Origin of the sequence: Shewanella sp. 8A, from assembly GCF_023475945.1 — a bacterium.
In the GTDB taxonomy this organism is placed as follows: Bacteria; Pseudomonadota; Gammaproteobacteria; order Enterobacterales; family Shewanellaceae; genus Shewanella; species Shewanella xiamenensis.
In genome coordinates this window covers 71,305-98,259 of the sequence record NZ_JAMDJP010000010.1, presented here as the reverse complement: position 1 = coordinate 98,259, position 26,955 = coordinate 71,305, and the positions used below count along the sequence as shown (strand labels likewise).

25 protein-coding genes are annotated in these 26,955 nt (G+C 45.3%); 10 read left to right on the top strand and 15 right to left on the bottom strand.

Features of this window, described 5'->3' with window-relative positions; genetic code table 11:
• Positions 1-114: 114 nt before the first annotated feature.
• A complete protein-coding gene (locus M0413_RS09890; protein WP_047537307.1) occupies positions 115-840 on the bottom strand; it encodes a DUF3334 family protein in 726 nt (241 codons plus the stop codon).
• Positions 841-1,182: 342 nt separating this feature from the next.
• Between M0413_RS09890 and M0413_RS09885 the strand changes: the two genes are divergently transcribed.
• The 5 genes from M0413_RS09885 to crr all read left to right on the top strand — a co-directional run bounded on the left by M0413_RS09885 (position 1,183) and on the right by crr (position 6,020).
• On the top strand, positions 1,183-2,820 hold the full coding sequence (locus tag M0413_RS09885; protein ID WP_249553984.1) for a methyl-accepting chemotaxis protein: 1,638 nt from the start codon (positions 1,183-1,185) through the stop codon (positions 2,818-2,820).
• A 209-nt stretch (positions 2,821-3,029) separates the two neighbouring features.
• Positions 3,030-3,425, top strand: a complete 396-nt coding sequence (locus M0413_RS09880; RefSeq protein ID WP_172590834.1) for an ACT domain-containing protein — start codon at positions 3,030-3,032, stop codon at positions 3,423-3,425.
• Positions 3,426-3,448: 23 nt separating this feature from the next.
• Positions 3,449-3,706, top strand: coding sequence for an HPr family phosphocarrier protein (locus tag M0413_RS09875; protein ID WP_011072255.1), 258 nt, complete (start codon positions 3,449-3,451; stop codon positions 3,704-3,706).
• Positions 3,707-3,735: 29 nt separating this feature from the next.
• Entirely contained in the window at positions 3,736-5,439 is a 1,704-nt protein-coding gene (ptsP, locus tag M0413_RS09870; protein ID WP_249553982.1) for a phosphoenolpyruvate--protein phosphotransferase, read from the top strand.
• Between the two features lie 71 nt (positions 5,440-5,510).
• Positions 5,511-6,020: a PTS glucose transporter subunit IIA gene (gene crr / locus M0413_RS09865; RefSeq protein WP_037418261.1), complete on the top strand. Its 510-nt coding sequence runs from the start codon at positions 5,511-5,513 to the stop codon at positions 6,018-6,020.
• A gap of 162 nt (positions 6,021-6,182) precedes the next feature.
• Here crr and M0413_RS09860 read toward each other — a convergent pair whose 3' ends face one another.
• The 11 genes from M0413_RS09860 to M0413_RS09810 form a co-directional block, all read right to left on the bottom strand.
• Entirely contained in the window at positions 6,183-6,509 is a 327-nt protein-coding gene (locus M0413_RS09860) for a hypothetical protein (RefSeq protein ID WP_249553981.1), read from the bottom strand.
• A 138-nt stretch (positions 6,510-6,647) separates the two neighbouring features.
• Positions 6,648-7,235 carry a cytochrome c3 family protein gene (locus tag M0413_RS09855; protein ID WP_037418266.1) on the bottom strand — a complete coding sequence of 196 codons (588 nt, stop codon included), beginning with the start codon at positions 7,233-7,235 and terminating at the stop codon, positions 6,648-6,650.
• Positions 7,236-7,243: 8 nt separating this feature from the next.
• The gene (locus tag M0413_RS09850; protein WP_069454825.1) at positions 7,244-7,729 is read right to left on the bottom strand and encodes a nitrate reductase cytochrome c-type subunit; all 486 of its coding nucleotides are present in this window, start codon (positions 7,727-7,729) and stop codon (positions 7,244-7,246) included.
• A gap of 10 nt (positions 7,730-7,739) precedes the next feature.
• Complete coding sequence (napA, locus tag M0413_RS09845; RefSeq protein WP_249554035.1) at positions 7,740-10,229, bottom strand: nitrate reductase catalytic subunit NapA; 2,490 nt, start codon at positions 10,227-10,229, stop codon at positions 7,740-7,742.
• Positions 10,230-10,231: 2 nt separating this feature from the next.
• Positions 10,232-10,489, bottom strand: a complete 258-nt coding sequence (locus M0413_RS09840; protein ID WP_047537299.1) for a chaperone NapD — start codon at positions 10,487-10,489, stop codon at positions 10,232-10,234.
• 43 nt (positions 10,490-10,532) lie between these two features.
• Positions 10,533-10,691, bottom strand: coding sequence for a periplasmic nitrate reductase, NapE protein (locus M0413_RS09835; protein WP_011716898.1), 159 nt, complete (start codon positions 10,689-10,691; stop codon positions 10,533-10,535).
• Positions 10,692-11,390: 699 nt separating this feature from the next.
• Positions 11,391-15,272, bottom strand: coding sequence for an ATP-dependent RNA helicase HrpA (gene hrpA / locus M0413_RS09830; protein WP_249553980.1), 3,882 nt, complete (start codon positions 15,270-15,272; stop codon positions 11,391-11,393).
• 114 nt (positions 15,273-15,386) lie between these two features.
• Positions 15,387-15,803 (bottom strand): CBS domain-containing protein, encoded by a 417-nt coding sequence (locus M0413_RS09825; protein ID WP_218738702.1) that lies wholly within the window; start codon positions 15,801-15,803, stop codon positions 15,387-15,389.
• A gap of 308 nt (positions 15,804-16,111) precedes the next feature.
• On the bottom strand, positions 16,112-16,570 hold the full coding sequence (locus M0413_RS09820; protein ID WP_259474824.1) for a low molecular weight protein-tyrosine-phosphatase: 459 nt from the start codon (positions 16,568-16,570) through the stop codon (positions 16,112-16,114).
• Positions 16,571-16,638: 68 nt separating this feature from the next.
• On the bottom strand, positions 16,639-17,655 hold the full coding sequence (locus M0413_RS09815) for a hypothetical protein (RefSeq protein WP_218738703.1): 1,017 nt from the start codon (positions 17,653-17,655) through the stop codon (positions 16,639-16,641).
• Positions 17,656-17,758: 103 nt separating this feature from the next.
• Positions 17,759-18,667, bottom strand: coding sequence for a DNA ligase (locus M0413_RS09810; protein WP_249553979.1), 909 nt, complete (start codon positions 18,665-18,667; stop codon positions 17,759-17,761).
• A 243-nt stretch (positions 18,668-18,910) separates the two neighbouring features.
• Between M0413_RS09810 and M0413_RS09805 the strand changes: the two genes are divergently transcribed.
• Positions 18,911-19,282 (top strand): diacylglycerol kinase, encoded by a 372-nt coding sequence (locus tag M0413_RS09805; RefSeq protein ID WP_037430715.1) that lies wholly within the window; start codon positions 18,911-18,913, stop codon positions 19,280-19,282.
• A gap of 100 nt (positions 19,283-19,382) precedes the next feature.
• On the opposite strand, the gene hdfR is transcribed toward M0413_RS09805, so the two are convergent.
• Positions 19,383-20,243: an HTH-type transcriptional regulator HdfR gene (hdfR, locus tag M0413_RS09800; RefSeq protein ID WP_037418139.1), complete on the bottom strand. Its 861-nt coding sequence runs from the start codon at positions 20,241-20,243 to the stop codon at positions 19,383-19,385.
• Between the two features lie 108 nt (positions 20,244-20,351).
• Between hdfR and M0413_RS09795 the strand changes: the two genes are divergently transcribed.
• The 3 genes from M0413_RS09795 to M0413_RS09785 all read left to right on the top strand — a co-directional run bounded on the left by M0413_RS09795 (position 20,352) and on the right by M0413_RS09785 (position 23,080).
• Positions 20,352-20,810 (top strand): MaoP family protein, encoded by a 459-nt coding sequence (locus M0413_RS09795; protein ID WP_037430721.1) that lies wholly within the window; start codon positions 20,352-20,354, stop codon positions 20,808-20,810.
• Positions 20,811-20,830: 20 nt separating this feature from the next.
• Complete coding sequence (locus tag M0413_RS09790) at positions 20,831-21,790, top strand: ATP-grasp domain-containing protein (RefSeq protein WP_037418145.1); 960 nt, start codon at positions 20,831-20,833, stop codon at positions 21,788-21,790.
• Positions 21,791-22,216: 426 nt separating this feature from the next.
• Complete coding sequence (locus M0413_RS09785; RefSeq protein WP_249554031.1) at positions 22,217-23,080, top strand: hypothetical protein; 864 nt, start codon at positions 22,217-22,219, stop codon at positions 23,078-23,080.
• 291 nt (positions 23,081-23,371) lie between these two features.
• On the opposite strand, the gene M0413_RS09780 is transcribed toward M0413_RS09785, so the two are convergent.
• On the bottom strand, positions 23,372-24,997 hold the full coding sequence (locus M0413_RS09780; RefSeq protein WP_218738706.1) for a M28 family metallopeptidase: 1,626 nt from the start codon (positions 24,995-24,997) through the stop codon (positions 23,372-23,374).
• A gap of 159 nt (positions 24,998-25,156) precedes the next feature.
• Between M0413_RS09780 and M0413_RS09775 the strand changes: the two genes are divergently transcribed.
• On the top strand, positions 25,157-26,182 hold the full coding sequence (locus tag M0413_RS09775; RefSeq protein WP_241407068.1) for a GGDEF domain-containing protein: 1,026 nt from the start codon (positions 25,157-25,159) through the stop codon (positions 26,180-26,182).
• An 80-nt stretch (positions 26,183-26,262) separates the two neighbouring features.
• Here the strand turns inward: M0413_RS09775 and M0413_RS09770 are convergent, their stop codons facing one another.
• Positions 26,263-26,949 carry a class GN sortase gene (locus M0413_RS09770; protein WP_226770087.1) on the bottom strand — a complete coding sequence of 229 codons (687 nt, stop codon included), beginning with the start codon at positions 26,947-26,949 and terminating at the stop codon, positions 26,263-26,265.
• Positions 26,950-26,955 lie beyond the last annotated feature (6 nt).

Genomic DNA, 26,955 nt, shown 5'->3' with positions numbered 1-26,955 from the left:
AAAACACAGACTAGAGAAAATAAATGCTTCAAAAAAACCGCTAACGCTATTCACAGCTTTGCATTCACTAATAATTAGCTGAGTCGCATTTATTTTCTCTTAATCAGATAGAAGTTAAATCCCTAATTCATCGAGTAAATCATCGGCGTCCACATTGGTATGATGTTGACTTATCGCGGGCTTGTCCGCCATTCGGCTCCAAGGAGTGCTTTCAACATTTGAAGCTTGCGTCCCACTCACGCCGTGCTGTTCGAGTAAGCTATCAGGGTCAAACTCCTCATCATATTCAAACTCATCCAGTTTGATAAATTCGGTCTTATCCATCGCAAATTCAAGGTAGAAAATGTGATTATTTTCGGTTTTAAAGGACACTCGCCTTGCTACGGCATCATCCAAGTTTGCATCAATAGAGATAGTCAACTCTTTGTTTATCGTTAACATTTTTGGCTGACTTTGGCTGATGGAAGTTTGTAGTTCCTTAGAGACTTTATTAATAAAGTCACCTAAGATTTGGTTCATTAACTCCCCCATCACATTACCCACTTCATCAGAAGTATGGGAAAAGGCTAATTCCTCTTCAGGCATGCCCATATTGAGCATATAGCGACGGTAGATTTCGATAGCCGCAGCAGCGGAAAAGTTAATAACAACAAGCCCTGAAAATCCCCCATCAAAAATCGAAAAACATCCTAAGTCAGGTTTTAAGCGGGTACGGGTAATGCTTTGTACCATACCAGCATGGCTCACATGGCTTGCGCTGGTACTCGATAATACATGGGCAACAGAGTGGCATAACTTCAACAATATATCGTCAGAAGTCACAATCGTATTTGTAGTCATAATTGATTCTCAAACATAACAGTTGATTAATCTTGCGCGTAAAACGGTAAAAAATCAAAATTAAAACAACTAATTAGATATAGTTATCATGATTGAATTTGTTAATAAATGGTAAGTTGTTGAATTTAATAAATACTTCATCACATGCGATTAGACTGATGAAATATCCTCAAAATAAGCCATAAAATCATCACTCAGGAGAAGGCCTGCAAAGATCCTGCTTAAGATCAAAGAAACCCCATATTGTTTACCAGTTTATATGAAATTTAACCCGCTAATATTCTATTAAAAAACATTCGCAGGTATATTGTTGAACATTATTTTTGCGCCCGAGGACTCCAGATGATCACTTTTTTGCGCCAATTCACCATTTTAAAACGTCTAATGATGATGTTAGTGATGGCGGCCATTGGAACTGTTTGTTTTGCAAGTTTTTCGATTAAAGAACAATACAGTAATTTGATCGAACAAAAATGGTTACAAATCGATGGTCAACTTGGCAGTATCCTCAGTGTGATAGACGTTTATCGCCAAGATGCTGTTAACGGAAAAATGAGCGAGCAAGAGGCTCAAAAAGCTGCTGCGAACCTCATTAACCAAACCCGTTATGCCGGGGTTGGTTACTTTATTCTGATTGATGACAACAACCAAATCCTAGCCCATGGTGAAAATGCCAGCCTAATCGGTACCTCTGCACAAAATTTCACACTCCCCGATGGCACTAATCCGCTGACTACGATGCTGTCTCAAGCTCGGCAACATGACAAAGCCATGCTGGAATATCCGATTGCTAATCCTGTTTCAAAAATTGTTGAGGACAAATTGGCCGAAGCCCGCTACTACCCACAATGGGGCTGGACTGTGATCACAGGGGCTTATCTCAGTGACGTAAAAGAGAGTCTTTACAATGTGATGATCGACTATCTGATTATCATGTTTTTGATTTCTGTACCTATTTTTGCATTTTTCCTTGTTCTTAATCATTCGATTACCTCACCATTGAATGATGCTATTGAAGCCCTTGAAGATATCGCTCAAGGCGAAGGCGACTTAAGCCAGCGTTTAAGCACTCAAGGCAAAGATGAAGTTGCTCATCTCGCCCAAGCCTTTAACCTTTTTGCCCAAAAAATTGGCGATATGGTGGGACATTTGCAACCCCTGGGAAAATCGCTCGACAACGATGCTAAACAGTTAATGCTTGCCGTTGAGGAGTCGAACCAAAGTGCGGAACATATCCACCGTGAAACCGGTAGCGTAGCAACGGCAGTTAATCAAATGCTGTCTACGACCCATGAGATGGCGAGCAATACCCAGCAGGCCGCAGATGCCGCCACCAGTGTGAAAAATCAGGCACAGCAAAGTAAAGCTGTGATTGACAATACGGTGCGCGATACAGAGAAGTTGGTCCAAGAGCTGAAAGCATCAGAAGTAATCACTCAAAAATTGGGACAAGCCTCTGGTCAAATTGGCAGTATTTTGGATGTGATTAGGGGCATTGCTGAACAAACCAATTTGTTGGCACTTAATGCCGCCATTGAGGCTGCTCGTGCGGGTAGTCATGGCCGAGGATTTGCCGTTGTCGCAGATGAAGTAAGAGCATTAGCCAATCGCACCCAAGACTCGACCAATGAGATCCAAAAAATTATCTCAGAAATTCAAACCGGTGTGGGCTCCGTGATGCAAAGCAATAGCCAAACCCAACATCAATCAGAAGAATTGCAAGCTAAGGCTCAAGAGGCTGGGCAAGCCATGGCCGCAATTCTGGGGCTAATTGCCCACATCAGCGATATGAACACTCAGTTAGCGAGTGCGACAGAAGAGCAATCCCTCGTGACAGAGGAAATTAACCGTAATATCTGTAATATTTCAGAGCTAACCGAAGTGTCTGTAAAAGCCAATGACAGTAATAGCCGAGCAGCACAATCATTACAGGATATTAGCCAGGATATGTCCCATACCTTAGGACAATTTAAAATCTAACCTAGCGAATGTTTTCAATAGCAAACAAGAGGACTTATTAAAACGTCCTCTCTTCCTTTAAAATTAGCTAATGAAACGACACAATCAACCCGAACATACGAAATGCAGGCGGATTGAGGATGAAGTTGAGAACCATGTCCTTTAAACAGGAATCCATGTTATAAGGTAAACTCCTAACTTGCATTCACCTCGCCAAAGGAGAACCGCCTATGCGTATGACCTTAGCCGTACATACCCGGCAATATACCATTCACAGTTTTAGCCCTAAGGCGCAAATTCCTACCGAAGTTTTTGCTGAAGAAGTGTATTTTATCTGCAAAACAGAAGAAGGTTTGACCTTGGTTGTGCCTAGTGAGCTTTCGCTTGATAGCTTAGAGCAAGAAACTAACTGGAGCTGTCTAGAAGTGTTAGGCCCTCTAGGATTTTCATTAACGGGTATTTTATCGAAAATTGCCAGCACCTTAGCCGATGTGCAAATCAGTATTTTCGCCCTTTCAACCTTTGATACTGACTATATTCTCGTGAAGAAAAATTGCCTCCAAGGCGCCATTGCTGCCTTAAAAAAGGCCGGTTATAAGATTATAGAGTCGAACGAAGCGCCATAATATTCATAAAGAGTTAAGCCACTATGTACGAAAAATCTGTCACTATCACCGCGAAACATGGTATTCATACTCGCCCAGCCGCATTATTGGTGAAAGAAGCGAAAACCTTTGATTGTGACGTTTTGGTAGAATGTAACGGCAAGCAAGCCAGTGCTAAGAGCTTATTTAAGCTACAAACTTTAGGTTTATACCATGGTGTTACCGTGAGAGTTTTCGCCGAGGGGGAGCAGGCGCAGGAAGCCGTTGAAAAAGTCTCGACCTTGTTAATCACCTTAAGTTAGCGAACCGCCCAACATCATTAGGAATGACTATGTCGATAACGGGGATTATTGTGTCATCGGGTATAGCCTTCGGTAAGGCTTTACACCTTAATCATTGCGAAAACCACCTCGACTATCGCCCAATTCCGCTCTCTAGGATCCCGCAGCAACAAAGTAAGTTTCTTAAGGCATTACAAACACTGAAACAACAGCTCAGTCTAAGCCAAACTAAGCTCGATCCTGACAGTGAAAACTACCAACTGATTGAAGCCGATTTATTACTCCTTGATGATGAAGAACTGATAGAACAAGTCAAAGAAGCCATTCGCACCTTACAACTTTCCGCCAGTGTTGCCGTTGAGCGAATATTTGCCCATCAAGCCAATGAACTCGAGTCCCTAGACGATCCCTATTTAGCCAATCGTGCCCAAGACGTTCGATGCCTTGGCCAGCGCATAGTCACCGCGATTAATGGCCGTTTGGACCAAGGTTTAACTCACCTGAGTGAACCGACGATACTGCTAGCACAGGATCTCACCCCAGCAGAGTTTGCCTTGCTCCCTAAAGAGCACATCAGCGGTATTGTGCTTAAAACCGGTGGACTCACCAGTCATACCGCTATTTTGGCCCGTACAGCAGGTATACCCGCTATTTTAAGTTGTCAGTTCGATGCTGAGCTCATCCCTAATGGCACCCCATTAGTGCTCGATGCAATAAGTGGGGCGCTTTATGTCAATCCGGAGCCTGAGCAACAAGCTCGTTTAACCGTGACCCTGCACCATGAACAAGCAAGACGTCAGGCACTTCAAGCTTATCGCGATTTTCCGGCTCAAACACAGGACGGACATCAGGTTCGCCTGTTGGCAAACGTCGGCAATTTGAATGAGATCACCCACGTCAAAGATGAAGGGGCCGATGGAATAGGCTTATTCCGCACTGAATTTATGTTAATGCATACCAGCACCCTGCCGGATGAAAAAGCCCAGTACAATCTTTACTGCGAGGCTCTGCATGCTCTAGGTGGTAAAACTTTTACGATCAGAACCTTAGATATTGGCGCCGATAAAGAACTCCCCTGTTTATGCCAAGACATAGAAGATAATCCCGCCTTAGGACAACGTGGGGTGAGATACACCTTAGCGCACCCAGAATTATTTAAGACCCAACTTCGTGCCATTTTACGGGCAGCAAATCACGGTCCGATTCGCTTAATGTTTCCCATGGTCAATCAAGTTGAAGAGTTAGATGAGATATTTACGCTTATCGCCGAATGCCAAGATGCCCTCGAAGACGAAGAAAAAGGCTATGGTGAACTGAGTTATGGCATAGTGGTAGAAACGCCCGCGGCGGTGTTGAATTTAGCCTCTATGCTACCAAGGCTGGATTTTGTCAGCATAGGCACCAATGATTTAACACAATATGCCATGGCAGCAGACCGCACCAACCCACAACTGACACGGGATTACCCTTCCCTTTCACCTGCGATTTTAAGCTTGATAAACATGACTATCATTCAAGCCAAAGCAGCCGAGGTCACAGTATCACTCTGTGGTGAATTAGCCAGCTCGCCACACATCGCTCCGCTACTCGTGGGAATGGGGCTGGATGAGCTCAGCGTTAACTTAAGCTCATTACTAGAGGTGAAGGCAGCCATTTGCCAAGGTGAACTGGCGAAATTTTCTGCGTTAGCGCACACTGCGATGCAGCAAAATAGAATTTCAGATCTGCAACAGTGTATAACAAACTGTAAATAGTACATTTAATTGGTTATGCTGCTTTACAGACCAACACAGAACAACAAAAACAAGCAAAGGGGCACCACATTATGGGATTTTTAAGCCGCATAAGGCGATTGGTATCAGGACAGCCACAACTTGCTGGTGGCATTATGGTCTACGCCCCCGTCAATGGGGAAATAGTCGCGATTGAAAAAGTCCCCGATGTCGTTTTTGCAGAAAAGATTGTCGGTGATGGCATTGCTATCGCGCCTAAGGGCGACACGATTGTTGCACCTATTGATGGTACTATCGGTAAAATATTCGAAACTAATCATGCCTTTAGTATTGAATCACCTCAAGGATTAGAACTATTTGTTCACTTTGGTGTTGGCACCGTCGAGCTAAGAGGGCGTGGTTTTAGTCGTTTAGCCGAAGAAGGTCAAGAGGTCAAAGTAGGCGATCCGATTTTGTCATTTGATATCGAGTATCTTAAAGACCAAGTAGACAGCTTACTCACGCCCGTGGTGCTTGCCAATATGGAAGATGTGAAGTATTTAGACAAAGCTCAGGGGAGTGTCACCGCAGGCAAAGATCCTATTTTTACGGTGCAACTTTAACAATTAATCCAGTGTTAATTAGCAGTCCATTTAAGATCCATACCTTAGCTAATCCCCTTTTCTTCGTTAATCATACCGCTGGTAGTTTGCTGATACTGCCAGTGGTCACATTCGCAGCATTAACCTAAGCAAAAACAGCAGCACCTCAGACAGCTAATCGACCTAATATCCATTAATAGTGATAAATTCAGTATTTTCGATAATAGGTAATTGGCCTAAGCGTGATAATTCTTGTTTGAGTTTGGTCATCATATCCAGCTGTTTAGCTGAAGGCGGTAAATGTATTTTAACAATCCGTATAGCCGCGATGGACTTATAGTCAATCACCCGTCTTACAAATACGCAGTCTTTTGCCTGTATTTGAGATATCACTTCATTTGATACTTCATAATCCAATGGAAAATCAGCCTCACCTACCAGTCGTAATTGTAGGTAAACACAGTGTGACGCTAAAAGACTAATGCATTCACGCCATTTGGTATTGTTCATCACAACTCGTTGTCGTTATCTTTAATGCTGAATAGTATATATTTTTCAGATAGATAAATCATAGATTGCAATCTAAAAATAAAAGGCCAAGTGTGGAGAGCACTTGGCCTTTGACTGGAGATGAAATATTACACGCGATTAGAAACCTTCAACGCCCGCCATATCGGGAAGATGATGGGCAATACCTTTGTGGCAATCAATACAGGTCTTCTCACCACTGGCCAGCGATGTGGAGTGCATCTGCGCGGCGCGTGGTGACTGCCTAGTAAAGTCCATATAGGTAAAGTTATGGCAATTTCGACACTCGAGCGAGTCATTTGCCTTTAACCTTGCCCATTCATGTTCAGCCAGCTCGCGACGTTTACTCTCAAACTTTTCGCGGGTATTGATGGTACCAAACACTTTACCCCACACTTCTTTCGATGCCTGCATCTTACGGGCAATTTTATCGGTCCAGTTGTGTGGTACATGGCAGTCAGGGCAAGTTGCACGCACCCCACTACGGTTAGTGAAATGGATAGTCGACTGTAACTCTTGGTAGACGTTATTTTCCATTTCATGGCAACCAATACAAAAGGCTTCTCTGTTCGTGGCTTCAAGCGCAGTGTTAAAGCCCCCCCAAAAGATCACCCCTGCCACAAAGCCACCTAAGGTTAAAAACCCTAAACTGTAGTGCACACTCGGACGATTGAGAACTTGCCAGATCTTTTTAAGTTTATCTAACATGCTGACTCCTAGTGTTTTTTCTGCTCAGTGTTCGCTTTAATCAGATGATCCATATCCACAAAGTCGTTCTCGACCAGTAATTTGGCATCCAGTTGCGGCACATGGCACTGAGTACAGAAATAACGCCTTGGTGAAAGCTCAGCTAAAAAGTTGTTATCCCTATCCATATAATGGGTCACGCTCACCATGGGTGCTTGCGAATCTCCAGTGCGTTGTCTTGCATGGCACGCCATACATTTATTGACCTTAAGATCGAGCTGATAGCCATCGATCTTATGCGGGATCACGGGTGGCTGCATTGGGTAGTTACGCACCTCTTTGATATCTTTATTCAGCACTGCCTGCATCGCGGGCGGTGTTGGCTCAACGTTAATCGGCGCCTGACGTAAGGTATCGATCTTATCCTCAGGAATACTGGCTGCTGTCACACTGGTCATCATCAGGGCTGAAAAGGCAAGCGCACTAAATGCTGAAGCTAATTTGAATGTTTTCATCCTGTACTCCTTATACCTTGACGATTTTCACGGCGCATTTCTTAAAGTCGGTTTGTTTCGACAGCGGATCTGTCGCATCCAAGGTGACTTTATTAATGAGCTGACTGGCATCAAACCAAGGTACAAACACCAAACCCACTGGCGGCTTGTTACGACCACGGGTTTCGACACGGGTTTTGATTTCACCACGGCGAGACACGACTCGAACTTCATCACCACGGCGTAAACCACGTTTTTTGGCATCTTCTGGATGCATAAAACACACAGCATCGGGGAAGGCACGGTAAAGCTCAGGCACACGTTGGGTCATCGAGCCCGAATGCCAGTGTTCAAGTACACGACCCGTGGATAACCAAATATCGAACTCTTCATCAGGAGACTCTGCTGGTGGCTCATAGGGCAGCGCAAAAATCACCGCACGGCCATCAGGATGTCCATAAAACTCAAAGCCTTTACCCGATTTTACATAGGGATCCGTTCCCTCACGGAAACGCCATTGGGTTTCTTTGCCATTAACAACTGGCCAGCGAAGGCCATGGGCTTCGTGATAAGCATCAAACGGGGCCAAATCGTGACCATGACCACGACCAAAGGTGGCATATTCTTCAAACAACCCTTTTTGAACATAGAAGCCGAAATGTTTCGCTTCATTGTTCAGATACTTAGGATCAGTATCTGCCAACGGGAACTTATCAACATTGCCGTTTTGGTAAAGCACTTCAAAGAGGGTTTTGCCTTTAAATTGCGGGTTTGCGGCTAAGACTTCCTTCGGCCAGACTTCGTCGGTGGTGAAGCGTTTAGAAAACTCCATCAACTGCCACAGATCTGAGTGTGATTCGCCCGGCGCCTGCACCATTTGATGCCAAAATTGAGTGCGACGCTCAGCATTACCATAAGCACCCTCTTTCTCAACCCACATCGCGGTTGGCAGAATTAAGTCCGCAGCTTGAGTCGTCACTGTGGGATACGCATCGGACACCACAATAAAGTTGGCAGGATTGCGATAGCCAGGTAAGCCTTCCTCATTGATGTTCGGGCCAGCCTGCATATTGTTGTTCACTTGTACCCAGTAGCAGTTCAAGTCGCCATCTTTTAAGCGGCGGTTTTGTTCTACGGCGTGATAACCAGGTTTTGGTGGAATAATACCGCTGGGGATCTTCCAAATTTCTTCGGCGTGTTTTCGATGCTCAGGGTTAGTTACCACCATATCCGCGGGTAAACGGTGGGAGAACGTCCCGACTTCACGGGCCGTACCGCAAGCAGAAGGCTGACCGGTTAACGAGAATGGGCTGTTACCGGGAGTTGAAATCTTACCTGTTAGTAAGTGGATGTTATAAATCAGGTTGTTACACCACACACCACGGGTATGTTGGTTAAAGCCCATGGTCCAGAACGAGGTGACCTTGGTATCGGGATCGGCATAAAGCTTCGCCAATTCGATAAGTTTAGCCTCAGGCACACCCGACATCTTGCTGACCTTCTCCACCGTATATTCGGCGACAAAGGCCTTAAAGGTATCGAAATCAATCGGAGTCGAATCCCCTGCCGTTTTCACGTTTTTGGCTTTCTGCTCCAGCGGATGGGTTGGACGTAAACCATAGCCGATATCCGTGGTACCTTGGCGGAAGTTAACGTGCTTCTTCACAAAGTCCCAGTTTACTTTATCGTTTTGAATGATGTAGTTGGCGATAAAGTTCAGGATGGCTAAGTCAGTTTGCGGCGTAAATACAATCGGTAAATCCGCCAAGTCGAAGGAGCGATGCTCAAACGTCGAGAGTACCGCAACCTTCACATGGGATGCGCTTAAACGGCGGTCAGTCACTCGAGTCCATAGGATCGGGTGCATTTCAGCCATGTTGGAGCCCCACAGCACAAAGGCATCGGCCGCTTCCATATCATCGTAACAGCCCATAGGCTCATCGATACCGAAGGTACGCATAAAGCCGACCACGGCTGACGCCATACAGTGACGCGCATTCGGATCAATGTTGTTAGAGCCAAAGCCCGCCTTCATCAGTTTAACCGCGGCATAGCCTTCCCAGACGGTCCACTGGCCCGAGCCAAACATTCCAACTGCGGTAGGGCCTTTAGCTTTGAGGGTTTCTTTCCATTTTTGCGCCATGATATCAAAAGCGCTGTCCCAGCTAATGGGAGTAAATTCACCGTGCTTGTCGTACTTGCCATCGGTCATTCTGAGCATTGGCGTGGTCAAACGATCGCTGCCATACATAATTTTCGACAGGAAGTAACCTTTAATACAGTTAAGGCCGCGGTTCACTTCGCTGTTTGCATCGCCGTGGGTCGCAACCACTTTGCCATCACGTGTCGCAACAATCACAGAGCAGCCCGTACCACAGAAACGGCAAGGCGCTTTGTTCCACTCTAATTTGGTTTGCTCTGAGCTAGTAATTAAATTGCTCGCCGATGCCGGCAGCGCTAAGCCTGCGGCGCCCGCTGCTGCAATCACCGCATTGGCTTTAATAAAGTCACGTCTATTCATGTTCATTCTTCACCCTCTTCGAGCTGTTCACTCTGGTGGTAAACCATAGTGGCGGACAAGACGCCAGGAATGGCATTAATCTGTTCGATACCGTCCATCAAGGCACGTTGGGAGTTACCTTCAAGTACAACGACGAGTTTTACTTCGTTATTGACAGAGAGTTCGGCATTCTCAATCGCCATAATGTGTTGCCTAACATCCGCCATCTTATTTGGCATGACTTGCACCACGAGACTTGTGATATGCAGCTCTTTGCTCATCCGACACTCCGCTTTAATTCTGTTGTTATTATTTTGTATTGACTCAACCAGCCCCAGGTGGGCCGGTGAAGATTTGGCTAAACCATATGGCAAATCCCAATCCACTCACCAACAACACGGATAAGAGGGGGGCGAGAAATACGGTTAAAAAGATAAAAATTTTCAGTTCTAAGGATTTTTCTGCTGCGCTGTTAGCACTCATGCGTCCTCCAAGAGGTTCGTTCCTGTGATGGATTACTCTGATCACTACAGGATTTATAGGTATCTCTATTGCATCTTTGATCCACCAATTGATCATAGCGTTAAGGTGTTAACAAACTGTATACCTCAAAATCGGTAAACCCTTTGATGCTTGATCCAGATCATCAATTTGGCGATAGATTTAATTAGATCATGGTTTTTGAGCGTTTTTTCAGATTGTAAACAGGTTGATTAGTTATGTTTTTTTATTAACCAATTGCTAAAGCATGGAAAAGAGATAGGCGTTAGGCAACTAAACCGCACAAGATTTAAACAAAATATTCCTTAAGGAGTATTAGGGGATGGTAAAGGAAGGCACAAATTACCGATTATCCGCAGCGAAATTGGCTTAACATCTTCGTCAAATCGTTAACTCGCTCAAGATATAGCCAAAGTCCCTACCGTATTGGCTAACTGTTTATCAATTAAAAGCCATTAGGGGCCATTCATTCGCTACCTACTTTGCCCTTTGGGGTTAGCCTGTGATAGCCGATAGCAAACAATCACGCCTGCAACGACATGCTGATCGCGGCTAATTATAGTTAGGTGAAAATGAGCAATAAAAAAGCCGAACCCTAAGGTTCGGCTGTTAATGCTAAAGATGATGCATTATGCATAACTGACTGAATCTACAGTTTCAGTCAGTTATGTATCAACATCATTAACTCAGCAGGATATGGTTTAAGATCCGCTTTTCCGAGATGGGATAAGCCGTTCCTAGGGCTTGTGCAAAGCATGACACCCGGTACTCTTCAATCATCCAACGGGCTTCAATCAGTGCCGCAGGCACGGGCTGTGAGCGTGGCACCTTGGCAAGTTGCGCCGCTAAAGCCTCCTGCACTTTAGTGATACTCTGCATATGCAAACGGTCACGGGTCGGATCCACGGGCAACTTATCGATACGGGTTTCAATCGCCTTTAAGTAACGCGCCACATCGGCTAAACGCTTCCAACCGCAAGCTTCGACAAATCCCTTAAAAACTAATTGGTCCAATTGGCTTTGAATATCACTCATCGCAAAAGCGATATCTAAGCTGATTTTACCCTTAGTCCGCTTTTTAATGCCTTGGTAGAGCGTCAAAATCTGCTCCACTTTTAGGGCGATTTGCTCTGCAGTTGGATTCAGTTCTTGGCGCACCCAATCCTTGGCCGCATCAAACTGGGCGGCATCGCGCACATCCAGCGCCTTTTCATCGAGCAATTGCTGCACGGCTGCGGCAATAATGTCATCAATTAAAATTTGCACTTGGCCAAATGGATTAAAATACATCGCCAGTTTGGCCTTGTTGGGCAGCGCCTGTTGCAGGTGTTTTACAGGTGAAGGAATGTTGAGTAACAACAAGCGACGTAGACCTTGACGATGCGCCGCCTGCGCCTCAAATTCATCATCAAATAATTTGATGGCAACCGAATCTTTATTATCAATCAATGCGGGGAATGCCCGCACTTGATAGTTGCCCTTACGCTGCTCAAATTGTTTAGGTAAGTCGCCAAAGGACCACTCGGTGAGTGCTTCTTTCTCAATGCCCTTATCCGCTACTTGACGAATCGCCTTCGCGACCACGCCCTGTAACTCGGCCTTTAAAGTATCGAGCACCCGCCCCTGTGCCACTAACTTGCCCTTGTCATCCTCAATCTTAAAGTTCATCAGCAAATGCACTGGCATCTGCGAAACATCAAAATCTTCGGGATTGACGCGCGTGCCACTCATACGCAGCAGCTGTTTGCACATGGCGTCGAGTAAACTGGCGCTAAAGGGCTGCATCGCCTGTACGCAGGCTCGGGCATAATCGGGCGCTGGGACAAAGTTACGTCTTAGTCCCTTAGGCAAAGACTTAATCAGGGCGACGCATTTCTCCTCACGCATCCCCGCCACGAGCCAATCGAAATCCGTATCATCGATTTGATTGAGTAGCGCCACTGGAATATGCACAGAAACGCCATCATCACTCGCCGCAGGATCAAAGTGATAACTCAGTTGCAAACGGATATTGCCCTTGTGCCAAGTATCGGGGAAATCGAGCGCCGATATGTGATCGGCACTGCGCTGCATCAATAGCGACTTATTAAAATCGAGTAAATCGGGCTGAGTTCGGCGCGCTTCTTTCCACCAGCTAAAGAACTTAGGCGCGTTATAGATGCCTTCGGGAATGCGCGGCTCGTAAAAGTCCATCAACACTTGTTCATCGACCAAAATATCGCGGCGACGGGACTTGTGCTCGAGCGCTTCGACATCCTCCAATAACTTTTGGTTAGCGATAAAGAAGGCTTCTTTGGTTTGTAATTGCCCTTCGGCGAGCGCGCTACGGATAAAGATTTCCCGCGCTTCAACAGGATTAATCGGCCCGTATTGCACGCGGCGACGATGTACTACGGTCAAACCGTAAAGCACTTGGTTTTCAAAGGCAATCACACTGCCCTGTTTCGCCTCAAAATGCGGCTCTAGGTGATTCTTCTTAATCAGATGCGCCGCTAACGGCTCGAGCCACTCTGGCTCAATTTTGGCGCAGCAGCGGGCAAATAGCTTAGAGGTTTCCATCAGCTCAGCCGCCATAATCCATTTCGGGCCTTTCTTAGCCAACGGAGAGCCGGGGAACACAAAAAACTTACGATTGCGTGCGCCTAAGTATTCGTTGTTATTGTCCTTAAAGCCAATATGGCTGAGCAGACCCGATAACAGTGCACGGTGCAGCGCATCGTAGTTCGCAGGCGTGTCGTTTAAGCGCCATTTTAAGTCGTGAACCGCTTGTTTTAGCTGAGTATATAAATCCTGCCATTCGCGCACCCGCAGGTAGGCTAAATATTCATCACGACATTTTTTACGGAACTGACTGGCGGATAATTCCTTTTGTTGCTCTTTTAAGTGCTGCCATAAGTTTACCCAACTGACAAAATCAGACTGGGGATCGGCAAAGCGACGATGGGCCTCATCGGACGCCTGCTTTTTATCCATCGGCCGCTCACGGGGATCTTGAATCGACAGCCCTGAGGCGATCACTAACACCTCATTTAAGCAACCAAGTTGGTGGCTCTCGACCACCATACGCGCTAAACGTGGGTCGACGGGGATTTGCGATAACTGCCGCCCCAGCGGCGTTAACACTATATTGCCCTTCTGCTGTTTAACCGCCTGTAATTCCTCAAGCAATAAGAAGCCATCGCGAATATGGCGCGGATCGGGAGGCTCAATAAACGGGAAAGCAGCTATATCGCCAAGGCCGATAGCGAGCATCTGCAAAATCACCGAGGCTAAGTTTGTACGTAGGATTTCGGGATCGGTAAAGGCTGGGCGGTTATTAAAATCCGCCTCATCGTATAATCGAATACAAATCCCTGGGCCAACACGGCCGCAGCGGCCTTGACGCTGATTGGCACTCGCCTGTGAAATAGGCTCAATCGGCAAACGCTGCACCTTAGTGCGATAACTGTAACGGCTGATGCGCGCTGTTCCTGGGTCAATCACGTAACGAATACCCGGCACAGTCAGCGAGGTTTCCGCCACGTTAGTCGCAAGCACAATACGACGCCCTGTATGGCTGCTAAAGACCTTGGATTGCTCGCCGTAGGAGAGGCGCGCGTAGAGCGGCAAAATCTCAGTATCGCGGTAATTACGCCGATTAAGCTGCTCAGCGGTATCGCGAATTTCACGCTCACCGTTCATAAAGATCAAAATATCGCCTAAGCCTTCGGCAACCAGCTCATCAACGGCGGCAAAAATCCCTTCAATTTGGTCGAGATCGGCCTCAGTATCTTGTAACAATGGGCGATAACGGGTTTCGACCGGATAGGTACGCCCTGACACCTCAATAATCGGCGCATTATTGAAATGCTTAGAGAAACGCTCAACATCAATGGTCGCCGAGGTGATGATGATCTTAAGATCGGGGCGTTTTTTCAGAATTTGCTTGAGGTAACCCAAGATAAAATCGATGTTGAGGCTACGTTCATGCGCCTCGTCGATAATGATAGTATCGTATTGATCTAAATAACGATCTGAAGTCAGCTCCGCCAGTAAAATCCCGTCGGTCATCAACTTGATATAGGATTCACTCTTAAGCGCATCGGCAAAACGCACCTTAAAGCCCACGACTTCGCCGAGCGGGCTTTGTAATTCTTCAGCCACCCTTGACGCGACACTGCGCGCAGCCAATCTCCGCGGCTGGGTATGACCAATAAAACCACGGCTGCCTAAGCCCAGTTCTAAACAGATTTTAGGTAACTGAGTGGTTTTACCCGAGCCGGTTTCACCCGCAATGATCACCACTTGGTTTTCACTGATGGCTTTGGCGATGTCTTCGCGCATGCCACTGACTGGCAGATTGTCAGGATAATTGATCTTAGGGCGAGCCTTCAGACGCTGCTCTACTTTCTCGAACGCTGCTTGCGCCTGCTCAGCAAGTTTGGCTAATTCTTGTGTTTTTTTGTCAGAATCGGCTTCTTTATGGAGCTTAAATAAACGGCGGCGGATCCGCGAGGCATCACTTTGAAAGCACTGCTGGAGAAAAGCGCTCGATAGCGGATGTTTGTCAGAGTTCAAAACCAAATTCCATTGCTAGCATCGAAAAAGGCGATCCTAGCAAGGAACCTGGTTTATTGGTATGGCTAATTGTTCAAAACACACCGTAAACCGCGGGAAATTAGCCCCCCAAATAACGGCTTAAGCGGGTGTAAGATAACATTGTTGCATGTATACATTCATCGCCTTCAACACATTGGTGCGATTGATTGTGCCGATGACTTTGCCATTATCCACCACCGGATAGGTCTTTGGTTTAGCGCCCAGCATCTGCTCCGCGAGTTGTAAAATACTCTCATCAGGACCGACATACAGCACTTCAGTGCGCATACAATCCTTCACCACTGAGGTTAAGTCACAGTGATAGCTGCTCTTTAACATGACAGCTAAGCAGTCTTGCTGGGATAAAAACCCCACCAAATTACCACTGTCATCCACGACAGCTGCACCCATCTTGTTATTATCTAACAGTTTCTCAACCGCAGTAGCCAGTGACATATTTGCACTGAGCAACACAGGCTGACGGTCCATATGGTCGCGTATTTTGATTGAATCCATAGCAATCTCCCCAAACTTACCTGTAACAAACTCACTTACCTGAGCTTTGAGTCTAGTCAAAATCTCGCAAGAGTTAAGCAATTAATATCGATTGAGCTTATCTGACGACTAGGGCATGTTGACGTTTTAAGGTTATAGCGGTAAGAACTGTTTGAGATAGATTTAGTATTCCGAAAAAAGCTTAGTTAGCGCTAAATGAAATTAATCCAATGATTTTACGTTCTATTGCATAGGTAAGCAGGGGTTGATACTTTGACTCATCGAGGTTCAAAGGCACCAGTTCAAAGGCACCTACTCCGCCTTAATCATTAATCTGTGTCATTCGTTTTTCCTGCTAATTGATCTAACAAGCTATCGATACTCTGTTCGAGCAAATCGAGGACTAATTCAAATCCTTGAGTACCGCCATAATAGGGATCGGGGACCTCATCAATTTCACTATTTCCGTAAGACAACATTAGCTGAAGTTTGTATTGATACTCAAGCGGACAACGACTACGTAAATCCACTAAATTACGATTATCGGCTGCTAAAATAAGATCAAAATACTCAAAATCGGCATCAACAATTTGTCTTGCGCGCATACCATCGAAACTTAACCCGCGTTTTATACCCGCAGCCATGGCGCGATTGTCAGGCTTATCTCCTTGGTGATAACCAATGGTGCCAGCAGAATCGACTTCAATATTGAGGCGACGTTCACGAATTTTTGCACGGCAAACGGCCTCTGCCGTGGGCGAACGACAAATATTCCCCATACAGACCATTAAAATTCGTCTTATATTTTTTGCTTTTAACGCTTTATCTTCTAACAACTTAGCATCCTCTGGCAGCGCTATTTAGGGGGATATGCGATTTGCCCAAAGGCGGGAGAAATACATTTTTTCACTTCAAAATGATAACCGTATTTCTCGTTAGCAGACTCGGTGATTTCCAGTATTTCGTAATCGTTTAACTCAACCACCACTGAATTGGCTAATTTTTCACAACGACTACGGCCATCGGCCTCAAACTTATAGGCAAATAACGCGATTAATTCTCGGATCCCCTTGTAGTATGTGTGCCCAAAAGTTCTTAAGGATTCGATAGTGCCATCAGCAGATTGCATGGTGAGATCATTAGCCGCTTTCTCTGCTTCAGTCTGGGCTTTTTCGGTTATTTTGACTTCAACAACAGTGTTTGCAAGACTCACTTTTTCATTTTTTTGTATTTTGTTCGCAACGTTCTCCAATAAAGTTTCACCATCGGAGATGGCAACAAGATTCATTAATAACACCACAGATAACACCATACGTAAAAATGCCGTTGTTACCACAAAGCGTTTTTTATTATCCTGTTGGTTGGTCTCTAACCCTAAAATCCGTAAACCGATATGGAATAATAAATAACAAGGGATCACAATTTGCAGAAGCAGTAACGCGAGAATAGAAATACACACGAACCAAATGGGTAAATACAGCAAAATGGCAAAGTTGTGCGTGTAAGACAAATGTGAAGCTGAAACACCTGTGATTTCATTAACCACACTACCACTGGCGGCCAAGGCAAAGTTGGCAATAACGGCATAAAAGAGTAGGAAAATGGCTTTTCCAGCCAATGAATGCCACGCCATTGCAAATTTTGGCCAAAACTCAATGATTAACGCAACCGCAGTGATAATAGCGGCTAGCCAAATGTCTGACTGAAATAGCAATAAAGCAATTAATGCTAATAGATAACAGCGCTGGGCAATGGTTAAACTTTGCAAAAACGCTTTAGCGGTGACAATGGGCTGCTTAGTCCATTTGGGGACCGTTAAGATTTTAGCCAAGCGTTGCTTCAAAGAATGTTCACTAAATTGAATATCAACCAAAACCTACTCCTTGGTGTTATTGCCTATTAATAATCAGTATGATACTCGGCAAAACCCTTATTGATAGCGTTCGATTTTTATCAATATCCAACAATTTCGCAACTTATTCTTTAACTTCTTTATCCTCAGGCACAATGTCTGTCCTGATCCGTAAATAACTAGCAAATCGCGGCAAGCCATTCACCGTTAATCCTAGATACTTGTAAGTGATAAGTGTACCGATAGCAGGGGGATACTGACGCTCTGCAAGGTTAAAACCTGTGCCAATACTAAAAATTCGCCCCTCTGGTGTTTGCACTCTTAAGGCACCCATTTTCCCAGCAAATTGCCCTTTGCCAGCAACATAACCAATCACCGTCGCTTCAGCATCTAAATAGGGCTTTAACTTCATTACATTAGGATTACGTCCCGGCGTATATACCGCTGTGCGTCGATGTAAAATTAATCCTTCAGCGCCAAGGGCAACTAAGGTATTTAAAGTGTCATAGAGAGCCTCGACACTGTCGACACTAAATTGCTCAATAACTTGGAGATAAGCCGATTTTCCCACGATAAGAGTTTGCATTTGCAGATAACGGTCTTCAAAGCTCCCCTTGGTTGTCGGTAAATCAAATACCATAAAGCGTACCTTTTGCCAGTCCGTATCCTTTGGCGATGTTTGACGTATTAATCCTGAAATCGCCTCAAACTGCCCTCGCCCGAGCCATAACTCACCTTCCATTGCGATAGTGGGAAACTCGGCGGTAAACCAACTTGGGGCCAGAATGGGATTCCCCTGACGGGTAAACAAACGTTGCCCATCCCAGTAACCACGCACACCATCAAGTTTTTCACTGACCAAAAACGCGCCGATTTGAGTATGATCGTCGAGTGCATATTCCGTTGCTAATTGAATATTCGGTGCAGGACTTGCATAGCTAACCGCAATAAATAAGCTGCAAAGACCAATGAGAAGCCCAAAGCACTTGGCAAGTGCATTTCTTAAAAAAAGTACGCGAATTGTCAGAGTCATTCCTTTGTCTCTCTATAAGTCATCCCACTGCAAGCTTAGTATTTAGCCTTGACTGCCGCTAATCCGGCCGCAATATGATCCCCCTAACAGAGCGAGCAATTTGTATAGTTAACTATTTATACACATAAATTATCGGGCTATACTGCGGCCTCTTTTTTAAGCTCGTTCAAAAGCCGGCACACATGTCGCATTCAGTTTGAACGAAAATGCTCACGAACAACCGCCCAAGTCGATGGAATAATTATGAAACCAGCAAATAACCACGGTATAAAACGCATCTTTAGAGCGACGGGATTTTCAATGAAGGGCTTAAAAGCGGCGTGGGTCCATGAAGCTGCGTTTAGACAAGAATTGATGCTTGCGGTGGTGATGCTCCCCATCGCCCTATTGGTCGATATCAGCACCATGGAACGCTTAATGCTGATCTTAACGCTGTTTATCGTGTTAATTGTAGAGCTATTAAATTCTGCTATTGAAGCAGTTGTTGACCGTGTTGGAAGTGAGATCCATCCCCTGAGTGGTCAAGCAAAGGATATCGCCTCTGCTGCGGTGTTCATGAGTTTAGCGCTCTGCGGGATCACTTGGCTCGTGGTGTTATTACCGCGCTTGATATAATCCTTTGTGCGCATTAACACTGATTTAGGTCATTAAATTCGCTGATAAAAAACGCCTTTAGGAATTATCCCAAAGGCGTTTTTTATCCAACTCAACATATTTAGTTATCTTCAATTACGAGCTTATCCGCTAAAAAACTTATCGCCTGCTTAATTTGCTCTAGTCTGTCATTTTCAGCCCAATAGGCGACATACACACTGCGTGAAATCGCACTCGCCCCCGCGACCAAATTCAGTTCGCCTCTTTGAAGTAAAGGCTGCACCAAATGCTCGGGTAAAAATGCGCAGCCGCCGTTATTTAAGATAAAATCTAAGGCGATTCGAGCCGAACTGGTATGTAAAGTTGGCACAGGTAAAGCCGCATATTCCTGCGCATGAATAATATTAAAAGCCGTCCCCCAATCGACTTTGACATATTGTCCAGCTTGCACCTCATTAACGGACACATCCCGGGATTTAGATACCAGCAGCAAATTGATTTGGCCTAATTGGATTAATTCAAATTGGTCAAGTTTGGGTGGATCAAAAGAGATCGCCAGATCGAGAGTCCTATCCATCAATTGCCGTGTCATTACGGTGAGTGGCAAAACCTCGGTCCGCAATGCAACCCCAGGAAGTCCCACATGCAGATGCTGTAAATACCGCTGTAAATAGGCATCCCAAATATTGGGGCCCGCGCCAATCGCTAATTGAGTCGATTGTAACTGACTAAGCGAAACATCCTGTTTGGCGCGCTCCCATGCTGTCAATACCGCTTCCGCATGGCCCAACATCCGTTCCCCCGCTGGGGTCGGCTGAATATTATTTCGTTGGCGCTCAAACAAGGCAACACCAAGAATGCTCTCAAGCTGTTTAACTCTAAAACTTACCGCACTACGGGTAAGGTAGAGGTTTTCCGCCGCCTTACCAAAATGGCGGGTACGAGAGACTTCCAGAAAGGTCTTTAGTAAATCGGTATCCATAAAAATTCTTGACCAACATAGGCAAATTTTTTTGATTTATAAATCAATAATACTAGCCAATACTCCACTTGCAAATCTTTGTATACCAAAATCTAGAAGGTAACAGCCATGTCTGAACAGTCTTTTTCAAACGCTAACAGGGGTTCTGAGACGCTGAACGGCTCAGCTGCCAGTTTTGTATCTCACAAACGCTTTTACGACGATACTAATTTCCCCAAAGGTTTTAAGCGCAGTGGCGACTTCACTAGTAAAGAAGCCGAACTGCTCGAATTACATGGTCATGCCATGAAAAACCTTGCTGAAGGCAAAACACTCCCAGTGACCGCCGACGAAGCACAATTTGTCGAAGTCATCAAAGGAAACATCGCTCCGAGTAGCTTGTTAGAGCAGATCTGGTTAAAGTACCGCAAACTCGCCCGGGGTAAGCCCTTTTATGCAGTGGTTGGCACGGTTCATTTACCAGCAACCAAACCTGAGGTTGAGCCAGAAGCGGCATTCGATGTAGATGTGGATGTTGAAATTGAAGATGATGTTCAGGATGAAGCTGAACCCGAGGACAAAGCATGAAAATGAAGGTTTGCGATTAAATGCGTGGTTGGATTTTATATAAAGAAACCGCGACTCAGCTAAAACCTGAATGGTATGAAATCGAACGTCTGTTGGCGGCAGCTAAGGCCGACAATATTGAATTAGCCGTTTATGCGCCGGATGAGTTTGATCTCACCGTGACGAGAGAAGATAACAAAAGTATTTTGTTAAATGGACAACCCGTTGAATTGCCGGATTTTATCATTCCGCGCATGGGTTCTGGCACCACCTACTTTGCGTTGGCAATCATTCGCCATTTAGAACGCTTAGGGGTCTATTGTTTAAATCCTTCAAAAGCCATTGAGATTGTTAAAGATAAGCTCTTCTCCCAGCAATTGTTGGCCGAGAAGAATTTACCGACACCAAAAACCATGTTGGTCAAATTCCCGGTTGATATTGATCTGGTTGAGCGACATTTAGGTTTTCCCGTAGTGATTAAAACGCTCTCAGGCTCTCAAGGCAGTGGTGTATTCTTATCACACAAAGCCCGTGAGTTTGATGACTTAATGCAACTAATTGAAGCGACTAATAAAAACGCCAACATTATTTTGCAAGAGTTCATCGCCAATAGTCATGGCCGCGACTTGCGAGTCTTTACTATTGGCGGACGCGTTGCAGGCTGCTACGAGCGACGTGGGCAAGAAGATAGCTTTAAAGCTAATGTCAGCGCGGGTGGCTCGGCGAGGCCCTTTGAAATCACCCCTGAAATCGAATGGCTCGCGACGCAAACCGCCAATATTCTCGATTTAGATGTGGCAGGTATAGATTTGTTGTTCGATAACGGCCATTACAAAATCTGCGAAGCCAACTCATCACCTGGGTTTGAAGGATTAGAATCGTGCTTAAATGTGGATATTGCTGCGCAAATTTTGCACTTTATCCGCATCCGTTTAGGCATGTTTAACAAGGACGAGAAAAGCAGCGAGCCAACATCGGCCGCTAACACGCATAACAATTGATGCGGTCTCGTTAAGCTCTTATCGGCGGCTCAGTCTCTACTGGGCCGTTTTTTTAGGCTTTACGACATATTCTCTTCACTAGGGCGTGTTGACGTTTCAGGGTTATTTTTGCAGCAATGTGGCTGGCTTTTATGCAAGGCAAAGTCCGTACAGTGTAGTGATTCTACATAAACGGACGATAACGCAGCAGAAACCTCAACACGCCCTAATCACCAAGATGTAAATTACTGTGATCCCTCCCTCAAGCCTGCGATACCAAAGCGATTAACCATACAACTTTTGTTTTAAATCACAAAAATTCACACTTTTCAAAACATTTTATTCACATTTAAAGATTTACTGATACACTCCAAATGGTCATAACTTATGGCACTTAAGTCTGATGTTATCGCTGGATATAATAAGAAGAATACTGGAGTAGCGTTGATTTCCACTCGTCTAACCCCCTTAGTGATCGCCCTTCTCACTTGCACTCCTGTGCTGGCGGGCGAATTCAGCTTGGAGCTAGGGGGATTTTATTCGCAGTCAGATACCAATATAGAAGTGACTAACCCGAATACCGCGAGTAACTTCACCTTAAACTATGAGTCCGATCTGCAACTGGCCGAAAACGAATTTTTGCCCTTTGTTGAGCTAAATTATCACTTCAACGAACGCCATCATCTTTACCTCGACTGGAAACAACTACACCGCACAGCCGAAACCCAAGCCCTTTCCAAACCCTTCCAAATTGAAATTAACGATACAATTTACGATATTAAAGCAGGCGGAAAACTCAGCTCCACCCTAAATATCGATATTCTGCGTGTCGGTTACGGTTTTGATGCAATTCAAGGCAGCAACTATGACGTTGGTTTGTCTCTTGGTTTACACACAATGTTTATCAAGACAGGATTTGAAGGCATTATCGGCGTCTGTAAAGCCTCTGAGTTACTGAATAATGTCTGTGCGAGCCAGGCAATACCGCAAATTGTCGATGAGAATATCACTGCACCACTGCCGGACTTTGGCGTCTATGCTAATTACGAATTTATTTCTGGATGGGATTTAACCACTCACGCCCAGTATTTCTATATCAACCTCAATGATGTCAAAGGCGAGTTGGTTGATATTAAATTAGGCATAGATGCGCAAATTACTCCCAATTGGCGTATGAGTGTTGCCTATAACTATTACAAAGTTGACGTCGATATCGCACAAAAGTCCCCAAATAAAGAGACTCAAATTGCCGATTACAATATTTACTACAGTTTTATCGGCCCCATGCTTTCTGTTAGCTACACCTTCTAGTTAACCTGAACTCGGGATAACGAGTGTCGAAAAAATCTAAATTTAACAAACTAAATCAATGCTACAAATGATTCTTTTGAAAAGAAAAATCTTTTTTCTAACGGAATGCGCAGATTTTTGCGCATATCAAGGCGCTCTGTCGTATGCCATAGCGCGCTATGGTGAGACAGAGTAACGCAGAGAGGCACGAAAAGATGCCTATTCAGCGGCTCTACTTATCCCGAGCTCAGGTTAATTAATTGAATAAACATAAAAAAGGACGCAGCAGCGTCCTTTTTACCTTAATCGGAATTACTTTTTACGGCCATCCTGCTCACGCTTAGTCTTAAAATCCGACGCTTCTAACCAATGCGGCCAATCTTTACCATTGGCTAAGGTGGTTAACATACTCGCCATCAGATCTAAATCCTGCTTCACACCTTCGAGCGACCAATTTGGATCATAATCATCGGCTCCTTTATGGTATTTATGGGCAATGTAGTCAGGATCCGTATCCCCAAGGCTCATAAATAACAAGCCGGGCACGCCTTGCTGGGCCAGAGCGAAGTGGTCCGATCTAAACATCAAACCATTTTGCGGTCTAGGATCAGCCTTGACAACCCGTCCCTGTGCCTTGGCGGCCTTGTCTAAATAACCTTCTAACTCAGACACTCCCTCACCATAGCGCAGAATATAATCTACCCCTTGGTTCATATTCATGCCGTCAATATTTAAAAAGGCGACAATGTTTTTGGTCGGTACACTGGGATGCTGCGCAAAATGCTGAGCACCGATCAGTCCTGTTTCTTCGGCGGTAAAGGCACTAAACAGAATCGAGCGCTCAAGCGGCGCCGTTTTTGCTTGTTTGGCAAAGTAACGCGCAAGCGCTAACACACCTGCCACACCACTGGCATTATCGACCGCACCATTAATGATTTCTGGTTTATCGTCTTCTATCACTGTACCTAAATGATCCCAATGGGCATGCATCATCACCACCTCATCAGGGCGGCTTTTTCCAGGTAATAGTGCCGCCACATTGTGGGATTCGGCGCGTTCAATCGTATTATTTAAACTAACATTCGCCTTTAGCTTTAAGGGAATGGCCTTAAAGTTTGGCTTAGCGGCTTGTTGTTTTAAGGTATCAAAGTCCATACCAGCCTTAGCAAAAATCTTTTGGGCGACATCATGTTGCACCCAACCCATCACGCCAACCTGCCCTTGATTATTGTTTGCATCGATGAGGGTAAACTTGGTACCTGTGTTAGAGTTTTGCACGACACCCCAGCCATAGGCTGCGGGTTCAGTTTCATGCACAATAAAAACAGCTTCAGCGCCTTGACGAGCAGCTTCTTCGTATTTGTAAGTCCAGCGGCCATAGTAGGTCATGGCATTGCCTTTAAAGACCTTGGGATCTTGAGTCGCAAAACCAGGGTCATTGACCAGCACTATCACGGTTTTACCTTTTACATCGAGTCCCTGATAGTCATTCCAACCATATTCAGGCGCATTAATACCATAACCAACAAACACCACATCGCTATTACTAAGGTTAACCTTATCGCTAATTCTCTGGGTTCTGGCGGTAAACTCGCTGCCATTGGCAAACTTAAGCCCTCCCATATCAAGCTGCATATTTTGATCGGCGGTGATTTTCGCCAGTGGCACAGCCTGCAAGTAGCTATTGCCAAATCCAGGCTTAAGCCCCATTTCTTTGAAGGCTTTCTCAAGATATTGAATGGTGAGTTGCTCGCCTTCGGATAAGGGCGCTCGGCCGCCGAAGGCGTCACTGGCTAAGGTTTTTACATCTGTACGATATTGGTTCAAATCCATGCTGTCACTCAACGACTGGGCGGCAACAGCGGGCAAGGACAGTAAGGCGCTTAAGGCACTCGTAAGGATGAAATTTTTCAAGAGTTTCTCCCAAGTTATTATCATTATTTAGTTTTAGCGATAAACTCTAACATATCCCCTTTGCCTTTTGGCAGGTTTATTCAACCCGCTTTTGGCTTGAGTTGTAACGGGATTTGACGAGCAAAATACTTACCCCTATGTGGTGCACATAGTTTATCGATTTATATTTATTGGGATTAATCCATGTCACGAGATTTATTACAAACCGCAGCCTTAAATCTTAAAAAAGCGGTTCCCTTAATGCTCAAGCATCAAATCCCCACGACTCCCATTAATTACGCTCTTTGGTATACCTACGTAGGTGAACAAAATCCGGCATTAAATGCACAGCTCGATACGGTTATCGCCCATTACAATACCTGCCCTCCCGTGAGTAGTGAGTTGTTATATCGTCAATATGTGGCAGATCCCATAGAACTGAATGTGCGAGATATGCGGCTAAACCTTGAGGCCATGGCCACTGAGTTATCGCAGTCGATTAAGGATACCAATCTGGATGCGACTGAGTTTCAAACCTGTATCCATAATAACTTTGCCAAACTGAATGGTATCGAAGAAGGTACGCTCAGTGTTGATCAAGTGCTCGACTTAGTACGTAATTTGGTCAAAGAATCCGACAATATTCGCTCGAGCACCGAGTTTTTTACCGCTCAATTGCAAAAAGCTCAGACAGAGATTGATGCACTGAAGCAAAAGCTTGAGAAAACAGAAAAAGATATGCTTTATGACGCGCTGACAGGCTGTTTAAACCGCCGCGCCTTTGATGCTGATATCGCCGGAATGCTAGCGCAAGCAGGGGAAGGAACCTGCCTAATCTTAGTTGATATCGATCATTTTAAAGCGTTCAATGACAACTATGGCCACCAGTTAGGCGATCAAGTATTAAAAGCGGTCGCGAAACGCTTACAGGAAGCCTGTCGAGATGGCTGTAAGTTGTACCGCTTTGGCGGTGAAGAATTTGCCATTTTAGTACCCAAGAGCCAGTTGAGAATTTCGCGACAACTGGCCGAAGCGATGCGCCGCGGGCTTGAAAAACTAAGCCTTAAAGATAGGCGCAAAGACCAGCGAGTCGATAATATTACTGCATCATTTGGCGTTGCCCAATGGCAAGAAAAGCAATCTGTTGAACAGCTGATTGAAAAAACAGATAAATTGCTTTACGAAGCCAAACGTCTAGGCCGTAATCGAGTCATGCCGATCAACAGCTAATGCCACGTTCATTCTATGGTAACGATAACTCATCAAACAATAAGCAGCCCGAGTGACTACTCAGCCTGCTTTAGCGATTATTAAGCTACCTTTTGCGGTATTTGGACCATATCTTTACTTTGATCAAATAGTTGCGGAGCATTCGTCGGTGAGGTAATCGGCACTGCTTGCACTACAAACCGCAATTCAGCCCCGCCTTGCAGCGCATCGAAGGGATAACAAGTGATGAGCGTTAAACGATTATCGTCAGTTGCCGCCATTAACTCAGTTTGCGATTCGTGCACCACCTCAGTCGCCACCACTTGATAAACAATTTCCTTGCCCGTCGCGGTTTGTAGCGCCAGACGGCGTCCAACACTAATGCCATTTAACATCGCAAAATGCGTATCCCTGTGCCCGGCAATCACAGTGTTGCCTTGCGCGCCAGCGGGCGCACTCGATAGTACTAAAGCAGGCCCGAAGGCCAAATTACGGCCAGATGCGCCCGCCAGCACATATAAGCTGTCGTTGGATGCCGGACCATCGAAGTGATTCGGTCTTTTAGCCTGCTCGATGGAAAGCTTAGCCACGGGATAGGTATCGGCCCAGGACCAAGGTTTATGGGACTGACCATCGATTAAGGTTTTAGCCCAAGCTTGTTCAATCAAATATTGGGCAAAGTGTGCTTTCGCTTGCATATAGAATCCTTTTCCAAACAACGTGATGCCGATTAATACCAATCCAACCAGCAACCCTATTTGTATCTGTTGAGTCACGCGCATACTCATGGACAT